This is a genomic window from Streptomyces sp. NPDC004609 (genome assembly GCF_042873655.1).
Classification (GTDB): domain Bacteria; phylum Actinomycetota; class Actinomycetes; order Streptomycetales; family Streptomycetaceae; genus Streptomyces.
The window spans coordinates 18,630-35,472 of sequence record NZ_JBIALS010000054.1 but is presented as its reverse complement, the minus strand read 5'-3'; the positions used below and the strand labels follow the sequence as shown (position 1 = coordinate 35,472).

9 protein-coding genes are annotated in these 16,843 nt (G+C 72.7%); 5 read left to right on the top strand and 4 right to left on the bottom strand.

The genetic code is table 11. From position 1 onward, the window contains the following. Positions 1-320: 320 nt before the first annotated feature. Complete coding sequence (locus ACFYT4_RS33670; RefSeq protein ID WP_389277886.1) at positions 321-899, bottom strand: MarR family winged helix-turn-helix transcriptional regulator; 579 nt, start codon at positions 897-899, stop codon at positions 321-323. A gap of 145 nt (positions 900-1,044) precedes the next feature. Here ACFYT4_RS33670 and ACFYT4_RS33665 point away from each other — a divergent pair, with 145 nt between their 5' ends. Further along, the gene (locus ACFYT4_RS33665; protein WP_389277891.1) at positions 1,045-2,310 is read left to right on the top strand and encodes an MFS transporter; all 1,266 of its coding nucleotides are present in this window, start codon (positions 1,045-1,047) and stop codon (positions 2,308-2,310) included. A 35-nt stretch (positions 2,311-2,345) separates the two neighbouring features. On the opposite strand, the gene ACFYT4_RS33660 is transcribed toward ACFYT4_RS33665, so the two are convergent. Together ACFYT4_RS33660 and ACFYT4_RS33655 are read right to left on the bottom strand one after the other, a co-directional pair. After that, positions 2,346-4,121 (bottom strand): SpoIIE family protein phosphatase, encoded by a 1,776-nt coding sequence (locus tag ACFYT4_RS33660; RefSeq protein ID WP_389277883.1) that lies wholly within the window; start codon positions 4,119-4,121, stop codon positions 2,346-2,348. A gap of 127 nt (positions 4,122-4,248) precedes the next feature. Beyond that, positions 4,249-5,886: an FAD-dependent oxidoreductase gene (locus ACFYT4_RS33655; protein ID WP_389277879.1), complete on the bottom strand. Its 1,638-nt coding sequence runs from the start codon at positions 5,884-5,886 to the stop codon at positions 4,249-4,251. A 327-nt stretch (positions 5,887-6,213) separates the two neighbouring features. Here ACFYT4_RS33655 and ACFYT4_RS33650 point away from each other — a divergent pair, with 327 nt between their 5' ends. Next, positions 6,214-7,056, top strand: a complete 843-nt coding sequence (locus tag ACFYT4_RS33650; RefSeq protein WP_389277876.1) for a TetR/AcrR family transcriptional regulator — start codon at positions 6,214-6,216, stop codon at positions 7,054-7,056. A gap of 1,126 nt (positions 7,057-8,182) precedes the next feature. Continuing rightward, positions 8,183-10,243, top strand: coding sequence for a sigma-70 family RNA polymerase sigma factor (locus ACFYT4_RS33645; protein WP_389277873.1), 2,061 nt, complete (start codon positions 8,183-8,185; stop codon positions 10,241-10,243). Positions 10,244-10,454: 211 nt separating this feature from the next. Here the strand turns inward: ACFYT4_RS33645 and ACFYT4_RS33640 are convergent, their stop codons facing one another. Further along, complete coding sequence (locus ACFYT4_RS33640; RefSeq protein WP_389277870.1) at positions 10,455-12,581, bottom strand: asparagine synthase-related protein; 2,127 nt, start codon at positions 12,579-12,581, stop codon at positions 10,455-10,457. Positions 12,582-13,860: 1,279 nt separating this feature from the next. On the opposite strand from ACFYT4_RS33640, the gene ACFYT4_RS33635 reads away from it, so the two are divergent. Both ACFYT4_RS33635 and lhgO read left to right on the top strand, forming a co-directional pair. Next, on the top strand, positions 13,861-15,285 hold the full coding sequence (locus ACFYT4_RS33635) for an MFS transporter (protein ID WP_389277867.1): 1,425 nt from the start codon (positions 13,861-13,863) through the stop codon (positions 15,283-15,285). 188 nt (positions 15,286-15,473) lie between these two features. Beyond that, positions 15,474-16,682, top strand: a complete 1,209-nt coding sequence (gene lhgO / locus ACFYT4_RS33630) for an L-2-hydroxyglutarate oxidase (RefSeq protein ID WP_389277864.1) — start codon at positions 15,474-15,476, stop codon at positions 16,680-16,682. Positions 16,683-16,843 lie beyond the last annotated feature (161 nt).

Below are 16,843 nucleotides of genomic sequence, written 5' to 3'. Positions count from 1 at the left end.
CCTTCGGTCTTGCGTTTCCGACTCTATCAGATCCTTTCGGGCCTGATTCCCGGTCGAAATCGGGATGTCTTTCCGGCCCTTCGGCCGTTCCGACGTTCAAAACCTTAGCGGATTTCCCGTCCGACTCATAATCGAGGCTTTCGAAAAGCATTGCGGCATGCCGAAATGCTTCCCGGATGGGAGATCGTGCTGAGTTTTGGTGCCGCATCAGCGGCCGGAGTGTGCGCCGCAGAACCGTTCCGGTCCCGTGGGCAACTCGAAGAACCTTACGGACTCGTGAAGAGTGTGTCAAATTCCCGGGTCACGGGCCTGTCGGTCGGCTAGTCGAGGTCGGTGAGCCGGCCGCCCGCGTCCGGCTGGGCGTGCTCCACACGGCGCAGGACGCGGATGAGGAGGTCGCCCAGAACGGCGCGTTCTTCGGGGGCGAGGTCCTGGAGGAGGTCCTCCTCGAAGGTGCTGGCCATACGCATCGCCTCCAGCCACTTCGTACGGCCCTCGTCCGTCAGCTCCACGATGACTCGGACGCGGTTGTTCTCGTCGCGGTCGCGGGTGACCAGGCCCTCGGCGGCCATGCGGTCGATGCGGTGGGTCATCGCGGCGGGGGTGAGGCCGAGGCGCTTCGCGAGTTCACCCGGGCCCATGCGGTACGGGGAGCCGGCGAGGACCAGGCTCTTGAGGACCTCCCACTCGGCGTTGCTGATGCCGAGGGTCGCGACCTGGCGGCCGTACGCGACGTTCATGCGGCGGTTGAGGCGGCCGAGGGCCGAGACGACCTTCTCGACCTGGGGGTCGAGGTCGCCGTACTCGCGCTGGTACGCGGCGATCTGCTCGTCGAGGCTCGGCTCCCGGATGACGGGCCGGCCAGGCGCTGCTGGGTCCTCGGGGGTCGCGGTAGGCATAAGCGGCAGTATCGCATGGCGTTCATTCGCGTTGAAGTCCTTCGACATGTACTGTTAACGCTCTAACTTTACTGTTGAAGTGTTGAAGCTTCACTCCTACGGAACAATGAGGCAGGTGAGTGTGACCAGGGTGATGGGTGCAGCGATGCGCCGGATCCAGGCGGGGAGCGCGCTGAGCGCGTTCGGGCTGGGGTTCACGGTTCCGTTTCTGTACATCTATGTGGCGTACGTACGGGATCTGGGCTCGACGACGGCGAGTGTCGTCATCGGCGTCTTCGCGATGGCCGCACTCGTCGCCCTGCCGTTCATCGGACGTGTGATCGACCGGCGCGGGCCGAAGCCCGTGCTGGTGGGTGCCTCGGTGGTGGCCTCGCTGGGCGCGCTGTCGTTCGGGCTGTCCTCGAACACGGTGACCGTCGTGCTGTCGGCCGCGCTGCTGGGAGCCGGTACCGCGGTGACCCAGCCGGCGCTCGCGACGATGATCGTGTGGTCGTCGGACGCGACGAGCCGGACGCGTGCCTTCGCCTTCCAGTTCTTCCTCCAGAACCTGGGGCTCGGCATCGGCGGTCTGATCGGCGGGAACATCGTCGACAAGAGCCGTCCCGGCAGCTTCACCCTGCTGTTCGGCATCGAGTCCGTGATGTTCCTGGTGCTGGCCGCGATCGTGCTGACCGTGCGGCTGCCGCGTCCGGTGCCCGTCCGGGGGCCGCGGCCGGAGGGTTCCGCGGGCGGCGGGATGAAGGCGCTGCTCGGGCACAAGGCGATGGTGCAGCTGAGCGTGCTGGGCTTCATCCTCTTCTTCGCGTGCTACGGACAGTTCGAGTCGGGGCTCTCGGCGTACGGCACCGAGGCCGCGGGCATCGAGCCGTCGATGTTCGGTACGGCGCTGGCCGCGAACACCGCGGTGATCGGTATCGCGCAGTTCGTGATCCTGAAGTTCGTCGACCGGCACAAGCGGACCCGGGTAATCGCCGCGGTCGGTCTGATCTGGGCCGTCGCCTGGGCGGCCGCCGGGTACGCGGGGCTGGGCGCGAGCAGCCAGGCCATGGCCACGGCCGCATTCATCTCGACGTACGCGCTCTTCGGGCTCGGCGAGGCGATGCTCGCGCCGACCGTCGCGCCGCTGGTCGTCGATCTGGCGCCGGAGTCGATGGTGGGGCAGTACAACTCGGCGTTCGCACTGGTCAAGCAGTTGGCGCTGGCGATCGGTCCGGCGATCGGCGGGCCCATGGGGGCCGCGCTGCACGGGCCGTACATCGTGACGTTCGTGCTGTTCTCGCTGGGCATCACGGTGCTGGCGGTACGGCTGGGGCGGCAGCTCACCCCCGTACAGGATCAGCCGTCCCTCGCGGCGAAGACGCGGGTGGTAGCGCAGTACAAACCGGCGGAACCGGTGGAGGCCGCCGCTTAGGCTGGGTGACCGGGGCGAGGGCGACGGGCCGCGGACTACGCGGGCAGGGCGAACTCGCACCAGACCGCTTTGCCGCCGCCGGGTGTGCGCCGGCTGCCCCAGGACGAGGCGATCGCCGCGATGATCGAGATCCCGCGGCCCGCCTCGTCCTCCGTCTCCGCGCGGCGGCGGCGCGGGAGGTGGTCGTCGCCGTCGGTGACCTCGATGATCAGACGGCGGTCGGTGCGGCGGAGTCTCAGGCGCATGGGCGGGGTGCCGTGCTGGAGGGAGTTGGCGACCAGTTCGCTGGTGGCCAGGACGCCGAGGTCGTGCAGCTCCGGGGAGAAGCGCCAGGAGGCGAGGACTCCGGACGCGAAGGCGCGGGCACGCGGGGCCGCTTCGACACCGCCGAGCAGATCGAGTGCCGCGTTGTGGAACAGTTCGGCCGCCACCCCCGTACGCGTGGGGTGCTGGACGACCAGGACGGCTACGTCGTCGTCGTGGTCGGCGCTGATGCCCATCGCGCGGATCAGCCGGTCGCAGACGACTTGGGGGGTGCCGGTCGCGCCGGAGAGCGCGCGCTCCAGGGCCGCGACCCCTTCGTCGATGTCCTCGCCGCGCCGCTCGACCAGGCCGTCCGTATAGAGGACGGCGCTGGAGCCGGGCGGCAGGGCGATGGTGCCGGTGCTGTGGAGCCAGCCGCCGGTGCCCAGCGGCGGGCCCGTGGGGTCCGCGGCGCGGCGGACCGTGCCGTCCTCGTCCCGTACGAGCACGGGGAGGTGGCCCGCCGAGGCGTAGACGAGCCTGCCCTCGTTCGGGTCGTGGACGGCGTAGACACAGGTGGCGATCTGGCTGGCGTCGATCTCGGAGGCGAGGCCGTCGAGGAGTTGGAGCACATCGTGGGGCGGGAGGTCGAGCCGGGCGTACGCCCGGACGGCGGTGCGGAGCTGGCCCATGACGGCGGCGGCGCGCACACCGCGGCCCATGACATCGCCGATGACGAGTGCGGTGCGGCCGCCGCCGAGGGTGATCACGTCGTACCAGTCGCCGCCGACCGCCGCGTCCTCGCCGCCGGGCTGGTAGGTGGCCGCGACCTGGAGGTCGTCGGGCTGCTCCAGCTTCTGCGGCAGCAGGGACCTCTGGAGGGTGACGGCGGTCTCCCGCTGGCGGCGCTCGCTGGTGCGCAGCCGCTCGGCGGCCTCGGCGTGGTCGGTGACATCGGCGGCGAAGACCAGCACGCCACCTCCGCCGCCGTCTTCCCCGGGGACTTCGACGGGCAGACAGGTGACGGTGTACGAGCCCTGGTCGGGGACCTTGCGGGACTTCACGGTGCGGGCCTTGCCGCTGCGCAGGACCTGGTCCATCAGCGGGGACAGGCCCAGCTCCGCCAGCTCGGGGCAGGCGTCGGCGGCGGTGCTGCCGACCGGGCGGGGGCCGAAGGCTGCGGTGTACGCGTCATTGACATACGCGACGCGGTGCTCGGGGCCGTACATCAGGGCGACGAGGGCGGGCAGGCGGCCGAGGATCTCGCGGGACGGGAAGTCCTCCAGGGCGGGCGCGTGGGGCGGGGGCTGTCCGGACTCGCCGCGGGCGGCGGGAACCGGGCGCTCGCCGCGGGGCTCGGGCGGGTCCACGCGGCCGGGCCGGGCGGGCTGCCGGTCGTCCCGGTGCTGCCGGGGTGCCTCACCAGCCTCGTCCCTCTCCCCGCCGTCCTGACCGCTTTCTCCCCGCTGGGTGGGGCGGGTCGTCGGGGAGATCGCGCGGTCGGTCCTCCGCGCTGCGGCGCGGCGCTGCGTACCGGGGAGCCTTGAGCTCCAACGCGTGAAGTTCACTGACTTTCTAGCCTCAATGGTTGTCGCCAAGGGTCACGAGGGTCACTCTGTGCAAATGTGAGCCCACCTATGGTCACACGTCCAGTGTGACCGACCGGACTGACAGTCGGTGTCGACTGGGCGTCTACTAGGTGCTTCTGGGGTCGGTGGGATCACCGGGATCAGTGGGGCGCCCATCGCGGTCCGGTGCTCCCGGACTCTTTCCCGGGCCCTTTCCGGGACCCCTTCCCGGGTCTCTTCCGGCGCCGTCGCCGGGTGCTCGGCCACGGCCGTTCCCGGGGGCGCGTCCGGAGCCGGGCCCGGTACCGCCTGCCCCGGGGTGGAGCCCGCGTCTGCCGCCGGCGGCGAGCTCGAACTCGGCGCGCGGATGTTCCAGGGACCCGAGCGAAACGATTTCCCGCTTGAACAGCCCGGCGAGCGTCCACTCGGCGAGCACGCGCGCCTTGCGGTTGAAGGTGGGGACGCGGCTGAGGTGGTACACGCGGTGCATCAACCAGGCCGGGTAGCCCTTGAGCTTGTGTCCGTAGACATGGGCGACGCCCCTGTGGAGGCCGAGGGAGGCGACCGAGCCCGCGTAGGAGTGCGCGTACTCCTTGAGGGGGTTCCCGTGGAGGGACGCGGCGAGGTTCTCGGCGAGGACCTTCGCCTGGCGCAGGGCGTGCTGGGCGTTGGGCGCGCACTCCGCGCCGGGCGTCCCGGAGGTGACGTCCGGGACGGCGGCGGCGTCACCGGCCGCCCATGCATGGTCGACGCCGGCGACGGTGAGCCGGGCGGTGCAGCGGATACGGCCGCGGCCGTCGAGCGGCAGGTCCGTGGCAGCGAGGACCGGTGCGGGCTTGACCCCCGCGGTCCACACGACCGTACGGGACGGGAAGCGGCTGCCGTCGCTGAGCACGGCGACCCGGTTCTCGCAGGAGTCGAGCCGGGTCTTGAGGCGTACGTCGATATTGCGGGAGCGCAGCTCGCGGATGGCGTACCCGCCCATCTCCTCGCCGACCTCGGGGAGGATGCGGTCGCTGGCCTCGACGAGGATCCACTTGAGGTCCTCGGGCTTGATGTTGTGGTAATAGCGCGAGGTGTAGCGGGCCATGTCCTCCAGTTCGCCGAGTGCCTCGACGCCCGCGTAGCCGCCGCCGACGAAGACGAAGGTCAGCGCCGCGTCGCGGATCGAGGGGTCACGGGTGGAGGAGGCGATGTCCATCTGCTCGATGACGTGGTTGCGCAGGCCGATGGCCTCTTCGACGGTCTTGAAGCCGATGGCGTAGTCGGCGAGGCCGGGGACCGGGAGGGTGCGGGAGATCGATCCCGGCGCGATAACGAGTTCGTCATACACGAATTCAATCGCGCCCGTGCCTTCGTCGGCGGTGGCGAGCGTGGTCACGGAGGCGGTTCGCTTGGCGTGGTCGACGGCCCTGGCCTCACCGATGAGGATCTTGCATGTGCCGAGAACTCTCCGCAGGGGGACCACCACATGACGCGGGGAAATGGATCCGGCCGCCGCTTCCGGGAGAAATGGCTGATACGTCATATAGGGGTCGGGGGTGATCACGAGGATCTCCACCTCACCACGCACCAGCTCCCGCTTCAGCTTCCGCTGGAGATGCAGGGCCGTATACATCCCGACATAACCGCCGCCGACGACAAGAATGCGCTTGTTGTCGGCCTGGGGGCTCGGTGGAGCGCCTGGGGTCGCGCCCTGGTTGCTGGGGGCCGTGCCACGGGGGGAGCCGGGGTCAGAGCCCTGGGAGTTGGCAGCCGTCACCATCCCATGAGGCAACGGTCCCAGGCGTTTGTCCACAGGCCCGGCAAATTGTGTGACCGGAGGCTTCGGGAGGGCGCGCGCCGGGCGATTCCCGGGAATTGGGGAAGGTGCCCAGGTCAGATGCCATAGGAGGGGTGATGTCGGGGGGCGTAAACGGGAGTCTTCCGGTCCTTGCTCCGATCGGGGGGCGCTCCGTGCGGAACTACCCCCTTCTGAATTGACCCTGGCTCAACTATGTTCGTACCTCGTCGGGGTGCCTGGCCAAGGCACATCCGGCAGGACCAGGTGGGGAGGTCTCCGGGGGGAGACACAGTGACCGGGGGAACGTGTATGACCATTCAGGATTCGCATTGGCAGGCCGCTGTCTCGCCCATCGCCGACGGGCAGACCGGGCACGGTGGGGTCGTCGGCCACGGTGGACATGTGGGCAGTGAAGGAAACGGACGGGTGGGATCGGGCGGGGCCAGCCGCTCGGCGCCCCTCCGGGTGGACGCGCAGCGCAATCTCGAACATGTGCTCAGGGCCGCGCGTGAAGTGTTCGGCGAGCTCGGGTACGGGGCGCCGATGGAAGACGTGGCGCGCCGCGCCCGCGTCGGCGTCGGGACGGTGTACCGCCGCTTCCCGAGCAAGGACGTGCTGGTCCGGCGGATAGCCCAGGAGGAGACCTCCCGGCTGACCGAGCAGGCGCGTACGGCTCTGGGGCAGGAGGAGGAGCCGTGGTCGGCGCTCTCCCGCTTCCTTCGTACGTCGGTGGCGTCGGGGGCGGGACGGCTTCTGCCGCCGCAGGTGCTGCGGGTGGGCGTGGACTCCGAGGAGCCCCCGGCTGTCGCGGAGCCGGGGGCGCCGGCCGCGCGGGAAGAGGCGCGGGTGCCGCAGCAGCGGGCGGGGGCGCCGGCTCCCGATTCCGTGCCCGAGCTGCGGATCGTGGGGCAGCGCCCCGCTCCGCTGGACGTCCCGGACGACGCGGGCACGGGTGATCTGCTCGATGTCGTGGGGCAGTTGGTCGACCGGGCCCGGGCGGCGGGCGAGCTGCGCGGCGATGTGACCGTGGCGGATGTGCTGCTGGTGATAGCCACGGCCGCGCCCGCGCTGCCGGATGCGGCGCAGCAGGCGGCGGCGTCCGCCCGGCTGCTGGACATCCTGCTGGAAGGGTTGCGGCCGAGGACGGCGTAGCAGCCGGAGCGGCACTGGGCCCTCGGGCCGGTGCGGCTCCGTGGTGCCGCCTCGTGGTGCCGCCGCGCGCGGGGGACGTCGTTCGCGATACGCGGTGACGTCGGGCGCAGTGACTCTGTTCCCGGGATGACGCTGTCCCCGGGATGGCCCTGCGTGCGCGGTGATCTCGCTCCGCGGTGGCGCGGGTGTAGCCGACTTGTCCGCGGGGTGACGTCGTGCGCCCGTGCGCCTGCGGAGAGCGGGGCGCGTCGCACAGTGGCGTCCGTCGGGCGCCGGTGAATCCGAGGCATGGTCGCCCGTCCCCGTAACCGGCTGTTTCGGCCCGGTGGCCGGGGGCGCCCGATCGGCGTTGGCGATCGGTTGGGCGGGGTGCGCGGAAGCGCGGGCGAGCCGGTTGGGCCGGGCCTGCGGCCACACGGCGCGCCGGGTTGACAGGGGATCGACCACTCGGCACGAGGGGCCGGGCACAAGGGCGCTGGACCATGCGGGTGCGGCGCGCGCGGCTGGGCCGTCGGAGTGGGTGACCGACTACTCCGGGCGGATGTTCCCGCTCCCCTGGATCCGCTCGCCGGTGAGCGCCCGAGTCGGACTGTGGGGGTACGGGATGATTCGCCCCGCGCGGACGGTGGACCAGGCGAACCGGTGTGCTGTCAGGGCCTGTTGAGTCCGCGACGCCCGGCCGGAGCACCCGGGCCGGGTCTTGGGGGCAACTGATTGAGTCTTACACTAATGGGTGATGGATAGCGCACGGATTCGACAGAACTCCCCGGATGAGTGGTTGATGCAAGCAGAGACCCTGATGCACTGTCACCGTGTGGCACGCTGGCTCGGTGTTCGTGTCTGAGGGTGCTGACGGGAGCTTCCGCGATGAACGGAGGCTTCCGTGATGAGCGGTGACGGGCGGGACGCGCGGGACGAGTCACTCGGCGACGGCGACGGTGCGGGACCCGGCGGGACGTCCTCACGGCAGGTACCCGGTCAGGGCGGGCCCGGTGGATCGAGATCGGGGACTCCGAGGACATCCGGCGAAGGCCCTGCGGCCGGACCGGGTGCCGGGTCCGGATCGGGCGGTACGGAGGTATCGGACCCCGAGGCCGGTCGGTCGGCGCCCGGCCATTCCGTCCCCATGCAGGGCACCAGCAGGATCCAGGCGGACGACTCCCCCTCGGGGAGCGGCTGGGCGGACACCGTCCCCGGCGCGAGTGGCTCGGGTTCCACCGACTCCACGGGTTCCACCGACTCCACGGGTTCCGCGGGCTCCACAGGTTCTCCGGGCTCCCCGGGTTCTCCGGGCTCCCCGGGTTCCTCCGGCACCGGCGTGAGCAAGAACGGTTCGGCCGGCTCCGGCGCGGAGAGCCACGCCGTGCCCCAGCAGCGGGAGGGCGGGGGCCCCCTGCTGCCTCCGCGTGAACCCGTGGTGGCGGACGCCGAGTTGATCCAGCGCATGCGCGGCGGCGACAACAGCGCGTACGAGGAGCTGTTCCGCCGTCACTCCGATGCCGTACGCCGCTACGCGCGTACCTGCTGCCGGGACGCCCACACCGCCGACGACCTGACGGCCGAGGTGTTCGCGCGGACGCTCCAGGCCGTGCGGCGGGGCTCGGGGCCGGAGCACGCCGTACGGGCGTACCTGCTCACGACCGTACGGCGGGTCGCGGCGACCTGGGCGAAGACGGCGAAGCGGGAGCACCTGGTCGAGGACTTCGCGGTGTTCGCCGCGGAGGCCGCGCGCAGTACCGATGTCGCGACCGACGACACCCTCGAACTGGGGGCCGACGTCCGGGCGATGCACGAGGCGGAGCAGTCGCTGGCCATGCAGGCGTTCCGGTCGCTGCCGGAGCGCTGGCAGGCGGTGCTCTGGCACACCACGGTCGAGGAGGAGTCGCCCAGCGAGGTCGCGCCGCTCTTCGGGCTGACGGCCAATGCCACGGCGGTGCTGGCCAGCAGGGCCCGCGAGGGGCTCAAGCAGGCGTACCTCCAGGCGCATGTCAGCACCTCCCTCACCTCGGGCGGCGACTGCGCCCGGTATGCCGACCGGCTGGGCGCGTACGCACGTGGCGGGCTGCGGATGCGGGCCGAACGCGGGTTGCGCAAGCATCTGGAGGAGTGCGTCCGGTGCCGGGTGGCGGCCGGTGAGCTGGAGCACGTCAACGCCGGTATTCCGGCGCTGCTGCCGGTCGCGGTCATCGGCTGGTTCGCCGCGGGCTACTCCCTCAAGGCGGCGGGTGTCGTCGCCGGTGGTGCGGTGGGCGCGGCGGGAGCGGGCGCGGCCGCGGCCGCCACGGGTGCCGGGGGCAGTGGTTCCGCCGGGGCCGGCGGGGCCGCGTCCGAGGGCCTGGGCGCGCCGGTCAAGGTCGGTATCGGCGCGGCGATCGCCGTCGCGGCGGCGGCCGGGCTGGTGTTCGCGCTGGCGGGCGATCCACAGCCCGTGCCCGAGCCGAAGGCGAAGGAGAAACCGCCGGTGGGGCAACAGGTGCCGGGAAATCCCGTGCCTCCGGAGGACCCCAAGCCGCCCGCGCGGCCGGGGTCGAAGCCGGGGCCCCCGGCCGGAGCGGCACCGGCTCCGGGACCGGGACCGGGACCGGCGAAGCCCGCGCCGAAGCCGCCCGCGAAGCCGTCGCCGGGGCCTTCCGCACAGCCGGAACCCCCCGCGCCCGCGTCCTCGGAGTCCCCGTCACCGACGCCCAGGCCGTCCACGCCCGCGCCGAAGCCGTCCACACCGGCGACCACACCGCCGGAACCGCGGCCCGAGCCGGAGGTGTACCCGGTCAACCGGCTGAAGTACAACCTGTTCGGCGACCACACCGGGCCGGAGGTGCGGCTGGGGGCGAGCAGTTGGCTCTGGCAGCGGTGGGGCATGTCGATCGGCGGTGACCACTACGGGCACGGGGTGACCGTACGGGCCCAGTCGTCCGTCACGATCGACCTCAACCGGTCCTGCTCCCTCTACAACGCCAAGGTCGGCGTCGACGATCTGACGCTGGGGCCACGGGCGATGCGGTTCTCCGTGTACGGGGACGGGACGCGGCTGTGGCGCTCTCCCGTGCTGCGCAGGGGGGACACGGCGCTGCCGATGCAGGTCTCGATCTCGGGGCGGGAGACGATCCGCCTGGTGGTGGAGCCGCAGGCGGGGCTGGACGCGGTGGCGCTTGCGGGGTGGGCGGAGTCGCGGATCACCTGCGGGTGAGCCTCTCACCGGCACCGTCTCCGCCCCGCGAGCCCGTGAACCTCCGCGCCAGGACGGCCGGAGACACGGAAGTCGTTCCGTAGGGCCGCCGGGAAGGGAAGGCGCCGGGAGGGAGACGCGTCGGGCCGGGCCGCCCGTCCGGATCGGACCGGGGCCTGCCGTTCGGGTCGTGCCGGGCTCGCGTGCCCCGGCACCGCGCGGACGAAAGGTCCTAGGACCTCAGCGTCGGCCGCGGGGGGACGCCGCCCGCCACCGCGCGTTGGCGGGGGGCCGCCGTGCCGGTCCAGCAGGTGCCGCGGCGGGAGAGGAGGCGGCGGAGCCAGAGTTCGGTGGAGATGAGGTCGGCGAGGCCGTCGAGGGGCACGGGTTCGCCCTCGGAGGCGGCGCGGAGGGCCTTGCGGACGACGCGCGCCTCGATGAGGCCGGCGTCCGCGAGCAGGGGGGCGTCGAAGAGGGCGATCAGGTGCGGAAGGGCCGCGCGCAGGCCCTTGCGGGCGGTGGCGGCGGACGTGGCCTGGGTGGTGGCGCCCCAGCCGGGGGGCAGATCGTGGATGCCCGTGCCCGCGAGGACCGTACGGAGGATCTCCGCGCGGGCGCCCGGGCGGACCCGCAGGGCTTCGGGAAGATCGCGGCAGGCGCGTACGACCTGGTTGTCGAGGAAGGGCGCGTGGATGCGCTGGCTGCGGACCTCCGAGGCCTGCTCCAGGATGCGCTGGACCGTGGCGTGCCGGGCGAGGGCCGCGCGGGCCCGGGCCTCGCCGGGGCGCTGGACCGATACGGGCCGGGTCGCCGCGGCCGTCAGACGAACCGATACTTCAGCCAGTGCCTCACCGGTGAGCCAGCGCGCGGCCGGGCCGGGGCGTGACCAGGTGAGGGCGGCGAGGGAGGCGTTCAGAGGGCCGGCGCCATGGGCGCGGGCTCCGGGGCGGTTCGCCTCCAGGAGCCGGCCGGCCGCGGTTTCGAGTCCCGTCCGGTAGGGGGTACGGGCGAGCCTGCGCGCGGCCCGGTACACGGTGAGCGGGATGAACAGGGACTGCGGGGACGGGCCTTCGGCGCGGGCGAGCGCGGTCACCGGGCGCAGCAGGTGCCGCCGTCTTCGGTCCATCAGCAGGTCGGCGAGCCGCGCCGGATGCGCGTCGAGGACCTGCCGGGCGCCCGTGCCGGTGAAGTGGTCGGCGCTGCCGGAGGCGAGCCGGGCACGGTGGCGTTCCGCGGTGACGAGGGAGGGCGCGGGCTCATCGGTGAGCGGCCCGTTCTCCAGGCCCGCGTACGGCAGGGCCTCCTCGCCCGCCGCGACGACGACATGGTGCAGCCGGGGGTTCTCGGCGATCGCGCGGGCGCGTTCCAGTTCGGGTTCGCGGCCGTCCTCCGTGAGGTCGTTGAAGGTGACGGCGAGGAGGCGTTCGCCCGCGCCCGTGCCGTGGCCGAGGACGGTGCCGGGCACTCCGGGCAGACCGGCGGCGAGCAGCGCGAGCGTTCCGGAGGAGCTTCCTCCGGAGAGGTCGGAGCCGATGCCGGGCGCGGGTGCCCCGCGGCGGGCGCGCCGCTCGGCGGGCCCCATCCCGGGCACGGGGCCCGGGTCCGGGGGCAGGAACTCCGGCGCGTGGCGGGGGGCGGTGAGCCTCGCCCGTACGGCTTCGACCAGCGCGTCCCGTACACCGTCGACCGCGCGTTGCGCCTCCATCTGGGGTCCGGCGACGGCGAGGGAGGCGACCGGCTCGTAGCCGGTGATCTCGCGCGAGCCCTCGCGCAGGATCAGCGCGTGGCCGGGCGGGATGCGCTTCACGCCCTCGTACGGGGTGGAGTCGCGCAGCGCCTCCGGGGTCTCGGGGCAGGCGAGCAGCGCGGCCAGGTGCCCGATGTCGAGCTGGGCTTCGATGAGGTCGGCGAGCGGGAGCGCGGCGGTGGCGTACGCGGTGCCGTTCGCCCAGGGGGTGTAGAAGACGGGTCTGGCGCCCGCGAGGTCGCCGATGATCGTGACGCGCCGGCCGACCTGGACGACGGCGGTGTAGCTGCCGGGCCAGGCCGTCAGATGGCGCAGGGCCCCGCCGCGCGCCGAGAGCAGTCCGGCGCGCAGTTCCTCGTCGCTCGCGGCGCAGCAGCCGAGGACGGCGATCCTGGTGGTCGGGGTGGCGCCGCCGGGGCCCGGGGAGGGGTCGGCCGTGACGACGCGTACCTCGTCGGGCCGCCAGTCGCCGACCGCCCAGAGCGGATCGGGGTCACCCCACAGGAGCTGGGAGCCGACGGGGTGGACCGTACGGCCCTCCTCCGCGGAACCGACCACTCCGGCCGAACCGAAGTTCGCGGCGATACTGCTCCACCCCACCAACCACCGCATCGCCGCCTCCACAGGCTGTGGACAAAACCGTCGTTCACCGGGCCCGGCCGGATCATGGCCGCCGGGACGCGGATCGTCGGGGGATCACCCCTTGACCCGGGCCGTTCGGGAACATGCTGCCACGAAGGAGGCGCCCGGGACGGACCCCGGGTAGCACCAGCAAAAAGTGAACACGCCACCGGCATGAGCGATTTGACGACACTTCGGGACGCCTCGGAAGGATCACGCCAGCCACATACGCGTACAAACACCACGAGAAGGACAGTCGACATTCAGCCATTCTCAGGAGGGCGGAAGCGATCATTCATGGACACAGAGGGGTGCCGAACCGGTGTACGACCATCCGGATCCGTCGTGCCGAAGACTCCCGGCGCATGTCCTGGGCGCACCGGACACCGACCGGACGCGGGGCCCGGAGGCGGCCCTTCCTGAGCGCCGCCGGACGCGCCGTCCTCCGCACCGCCGGCCGTGCGGGCGCGCGCCGGGCGGGCCACGGGGCGCACGGGACAGCGGGCAGGGCGCACGGCGGAAGGGGCCGGGACACAGGTGGGCGAACGGGCGGGACAACGGGCGGGAAACCGGTGGGTTACGACAGTCCGGGAGGCGCAGTTCGCCTCCCGGACCGTTCCGCCGCCCGCGGGGATGAAGGCGGCGGTGTCCCCCAGCCCACTGGTTCCCGTACGCAGCGGGCCGACCCACGCAACTCTCATGGAAGCGCTCCCACCACCCCCGGGACCAGAGCGCACGAACAGGCGCACGGCCACACACCCGGAGCACGGGCGGACGCACGGACGGGAGCCCGCCCGGGCCCGGACGGCCGCTGAACGGGGCACTGACCGAGCCACTGACGGAGCCACTGTCCACACCACGGAGAGAGCCATGGAGAGGGACACGGGAAGGGACACGGACCGGATCACTGACCGGAGCACGGAGAGGGGGCCGCGCGGGGGCTCGCGGACGAACCCGGCGAGGACACGCCAACCGGGGGCCGTTCACGGTGCGTCCGCGCCCGGTTCGCCCCAACGCACAACAATCTCGCCATACGGAACACCGCCTCTTAACGGTCGGGATGCGGCGAACTACGCTGTGTTTACTGATGTTCTGAACCGAGGGGCATATTCCGAAGGGCTCAGCCAGGAGCTTTTGCAACCGGGACGCAGCCGGGGGCGGAAGCGGAGCCCGCAGCGTGCACCGGGACGCGCCCACCGGGGAGGACTCAGTACGAATGCCGCGCGCCGGACAGCGACGCGGCGGCCGTCTGTGTGTCGAGGGGTGGCGCATGTCCAGGGAGCAACGCGGGCCGAACGAAAAGCTCGGCACCGTTCTCGCCCTCGCGGGAATCAGCAACGCCGGGCTCGCCCGGCGGGTCAACGACCTCGGAGCGCAGCGCGGTCTGACACTCCGCTACGACAAGACGTCCGTGGCGAGATGGGTGTCGAAGGGCATGGTGCCCCAGGGCGCGGCGCCCCATCTCATAGCCGCGGCGATCGGCGCGAAGCTCGGCCGGCCCGTGCCGCTCCACGAGATCGGCCTCGCCGACGCGGATCCCGCGCCCGAGGTCGGGCTCGCGTTCCCGCGCGATGTGGGCGCGGCGGTGAAGTCGGCGACCGATCTGTACCGGCTCGATCTGGCCGGCCGGCGCGGCGGCAGCGGCGGCATCTGGCAGTCGCTGGCCGGTTCCTTCGCCGTGAGCGCCTACGCGACCCCCGCCTCCCGCTGGCTGATAACGCCCGCCGACTCGTCGGTCGAGCGCTCGCCGGAGGGCACGGCCGCGGAGGACACGGCCACCCGCGTGGGCCACAGCGATGTCGCCAAGCTGCGCGAGGCCGCGGAGGACGCGCGCCGCTGGGACTCCAAGTACGGGGGCGGCGACTGGCGTTCGTCGATGGTCCCCGAGTGTCTGCGGGTGGACGCGGCACCCCTGCTGCTCGGGTCGTACTCCGACGAGGTGGGCCGCGCGCTGTTCGGCGCGACCGCCGAACTGACCCGGCTGGCGGGGTGGATGGCCTTCGACACCGGGCAGCAGGAGGCGGCCCAGCGGTACTACATCCAGGCACTGCGCCTCGCGCGCGCGGCGGCCGACGTCCCGCTCGGCGGCTATGTCCTGGCATCGATGTCACTTCAATCCATCTACCGCGGCTTCGCCGACGAGGGAGTCGATCTCGCGCAGGCGGCGCTGGAGCGCAATCGCGGGCTCGCCACCGCCCGCACGATGAGCTTCTTCCGGCTGGTGGAGGCGCGGGCGCACGCCAAGGCGAACGACGCCGTCGCGGCGGGGGCCGCGCTCAAGGCGGCGGAGGGCTGGCTGGAGCGGGCGCGGGAGGGCGATCCCGATCCGTCCTGGCTGGGCTTCTACTCGTACGACCGCTTCGCGGCGGACGCGGCCGAGTGCTACCGCGACCTGCGGGCGCCCCGGCAGGTGCGGCGCTTCACCGAGCAGGCGCTCTCGCAGCCGACGGAGGAGTTCGTCCGCTCGCACGGCCTGCGGCTGGTGGTGGGCGCGGTCGCCGAGCTGGAGTCGGGGAACCTGGACGCGGCGTGCGCGGCGGGCACGCGCGCGGTGGAGGTCGCCGGGCGGATCTCGTCGGCGCGGACCACGGAGTACGTACGGGATCTGCTGCACCGGCTCGAACCGTACGGGGACGAGCCCCGGGTGGCGGAACTGCGGGAGCGGGCGAGACCACTGCTGGCGGCGCCGGTGTAGGTACGTGACCCGGGGCTCAGGTGCCGGTACGGCGTCCGAGGCACCGGCTTCCCGGGGCCTCCTGCCCGGCTTTCCCGCCTCGCACCGGGCCCGGCCTGCGCCGGGCCGCGACTCTCACTTCGGTTTCGGCTGGTTTAGCTCCATTGTCAGTGGGCCAGTGCACTATCGGGGTGGGAGGTGGCGCGGTGATGGCGTTCGGGCAGGACTTCGACTGCGATGTGCTGGTGATCGGCGGCGGGATCGTCGGCCTGTCGACGGCGTACGCGCTCACGCGTGCCGCTCCGGGGACCCGGGTGGTCGTCCTGGAGAAGGAGCCGGGGACCGCGCGCCACCAGACCGGGCGGAACAGCGGAGTGATCCACAGCGGGATCTACTACCGCCCGGGGTCGCTGAAGGCGCGGTTCGCGGTGCGGGGCGCGGCCGAGATGGTGAAGTTCTGCGCCGAGTACGGCATCCCGCACCAGGTCACCGGCAAGCTGATCGTCGCGACCGGGCGGGACGAGCTGCCCCGGCTGCACGCCCTGGTCCAGCGCGGCCGGGAGAACGGGATTCCGGTGCGGGAGCTGGGACCCGCGCAGATCATGGAGTACGAGCCGCAGGTGCGGGGCCTCGCGGCGATCCGGGTCGCCACGACGGGGGTGTGCGACTTCGGGGCGGTGGCGGAGCGGCTGGCCATCGAGGCGGACGCGGCCGGGGCGGAGATCCGCTGCGGCGAGGAGGTCACCGCGGTGGACCGGCGTCCCTGGGGAGTCGCGGTGCGCACGGCGGCGGGGACGGTGCTCAGGGCGCGGGTGCTGGTGAACTGCGCGGGGCTGTACTGCGACCGGGTCGCGCGGCTGGCGGGCGACGACCCCGGGATGCGGATCGTTCCCTTCCGTGGGGAGTACTACGAGCTGGCGGACCCCTCGCTGGTGCGGGGGCTGGTGTATCCGGTGCCGGACCCGGCGTTCCCCTTCCTGGGCGTCCACCTCACGCGCGGGATCGACGGCGGGGTCCATGTGGGGCCGAACGCGGTGCCCGCGCTGGCCCGGGAGGGATACCGCTGGCCGGTGGTGTCGCCCCGGGAGCTGGCGGCGACCCTGACCTGGCCGGGATCGTGGCGGATCGCGCGGCGCCACTGGCGATACGGAGCGGGTGAGCTGCGGCGCTCCCTCTCCAGGTCCGCCTTCACCGCGGCGGTCCGCCGCCTGCTGCCCCCGGTGACGGAGTCCGGGCTGAGACCCGTGGCGGCGGGGGTCCGTGCCCAGGCGGTGCTGAGGGACGGGACGCTGGTGGACGACTTCCTGATCCGGGAGACACCACGGATCGTGCACGTTCTGAACGCGCCGTCCCCGGCGGCGACGGCGTCCCTCCCGATCGGGCGGGAGATCGCGAGGCGGGTGCTCGCGGTGAGGTGACCGGTCCGCCCGCCGCACCCGGTCCGAGCCGCACCCGTGCCCCGGGCCGCCGCTCCGTCCCACCGGTCCCACCCGGTGCCGTGTCCCCGGTCCGAGCCGCACCCGGTCCGCGCGCCGGGTGTTCCCTCCCCGGCCGGGCCCGGGAGGAGGGGCGGGGCGGG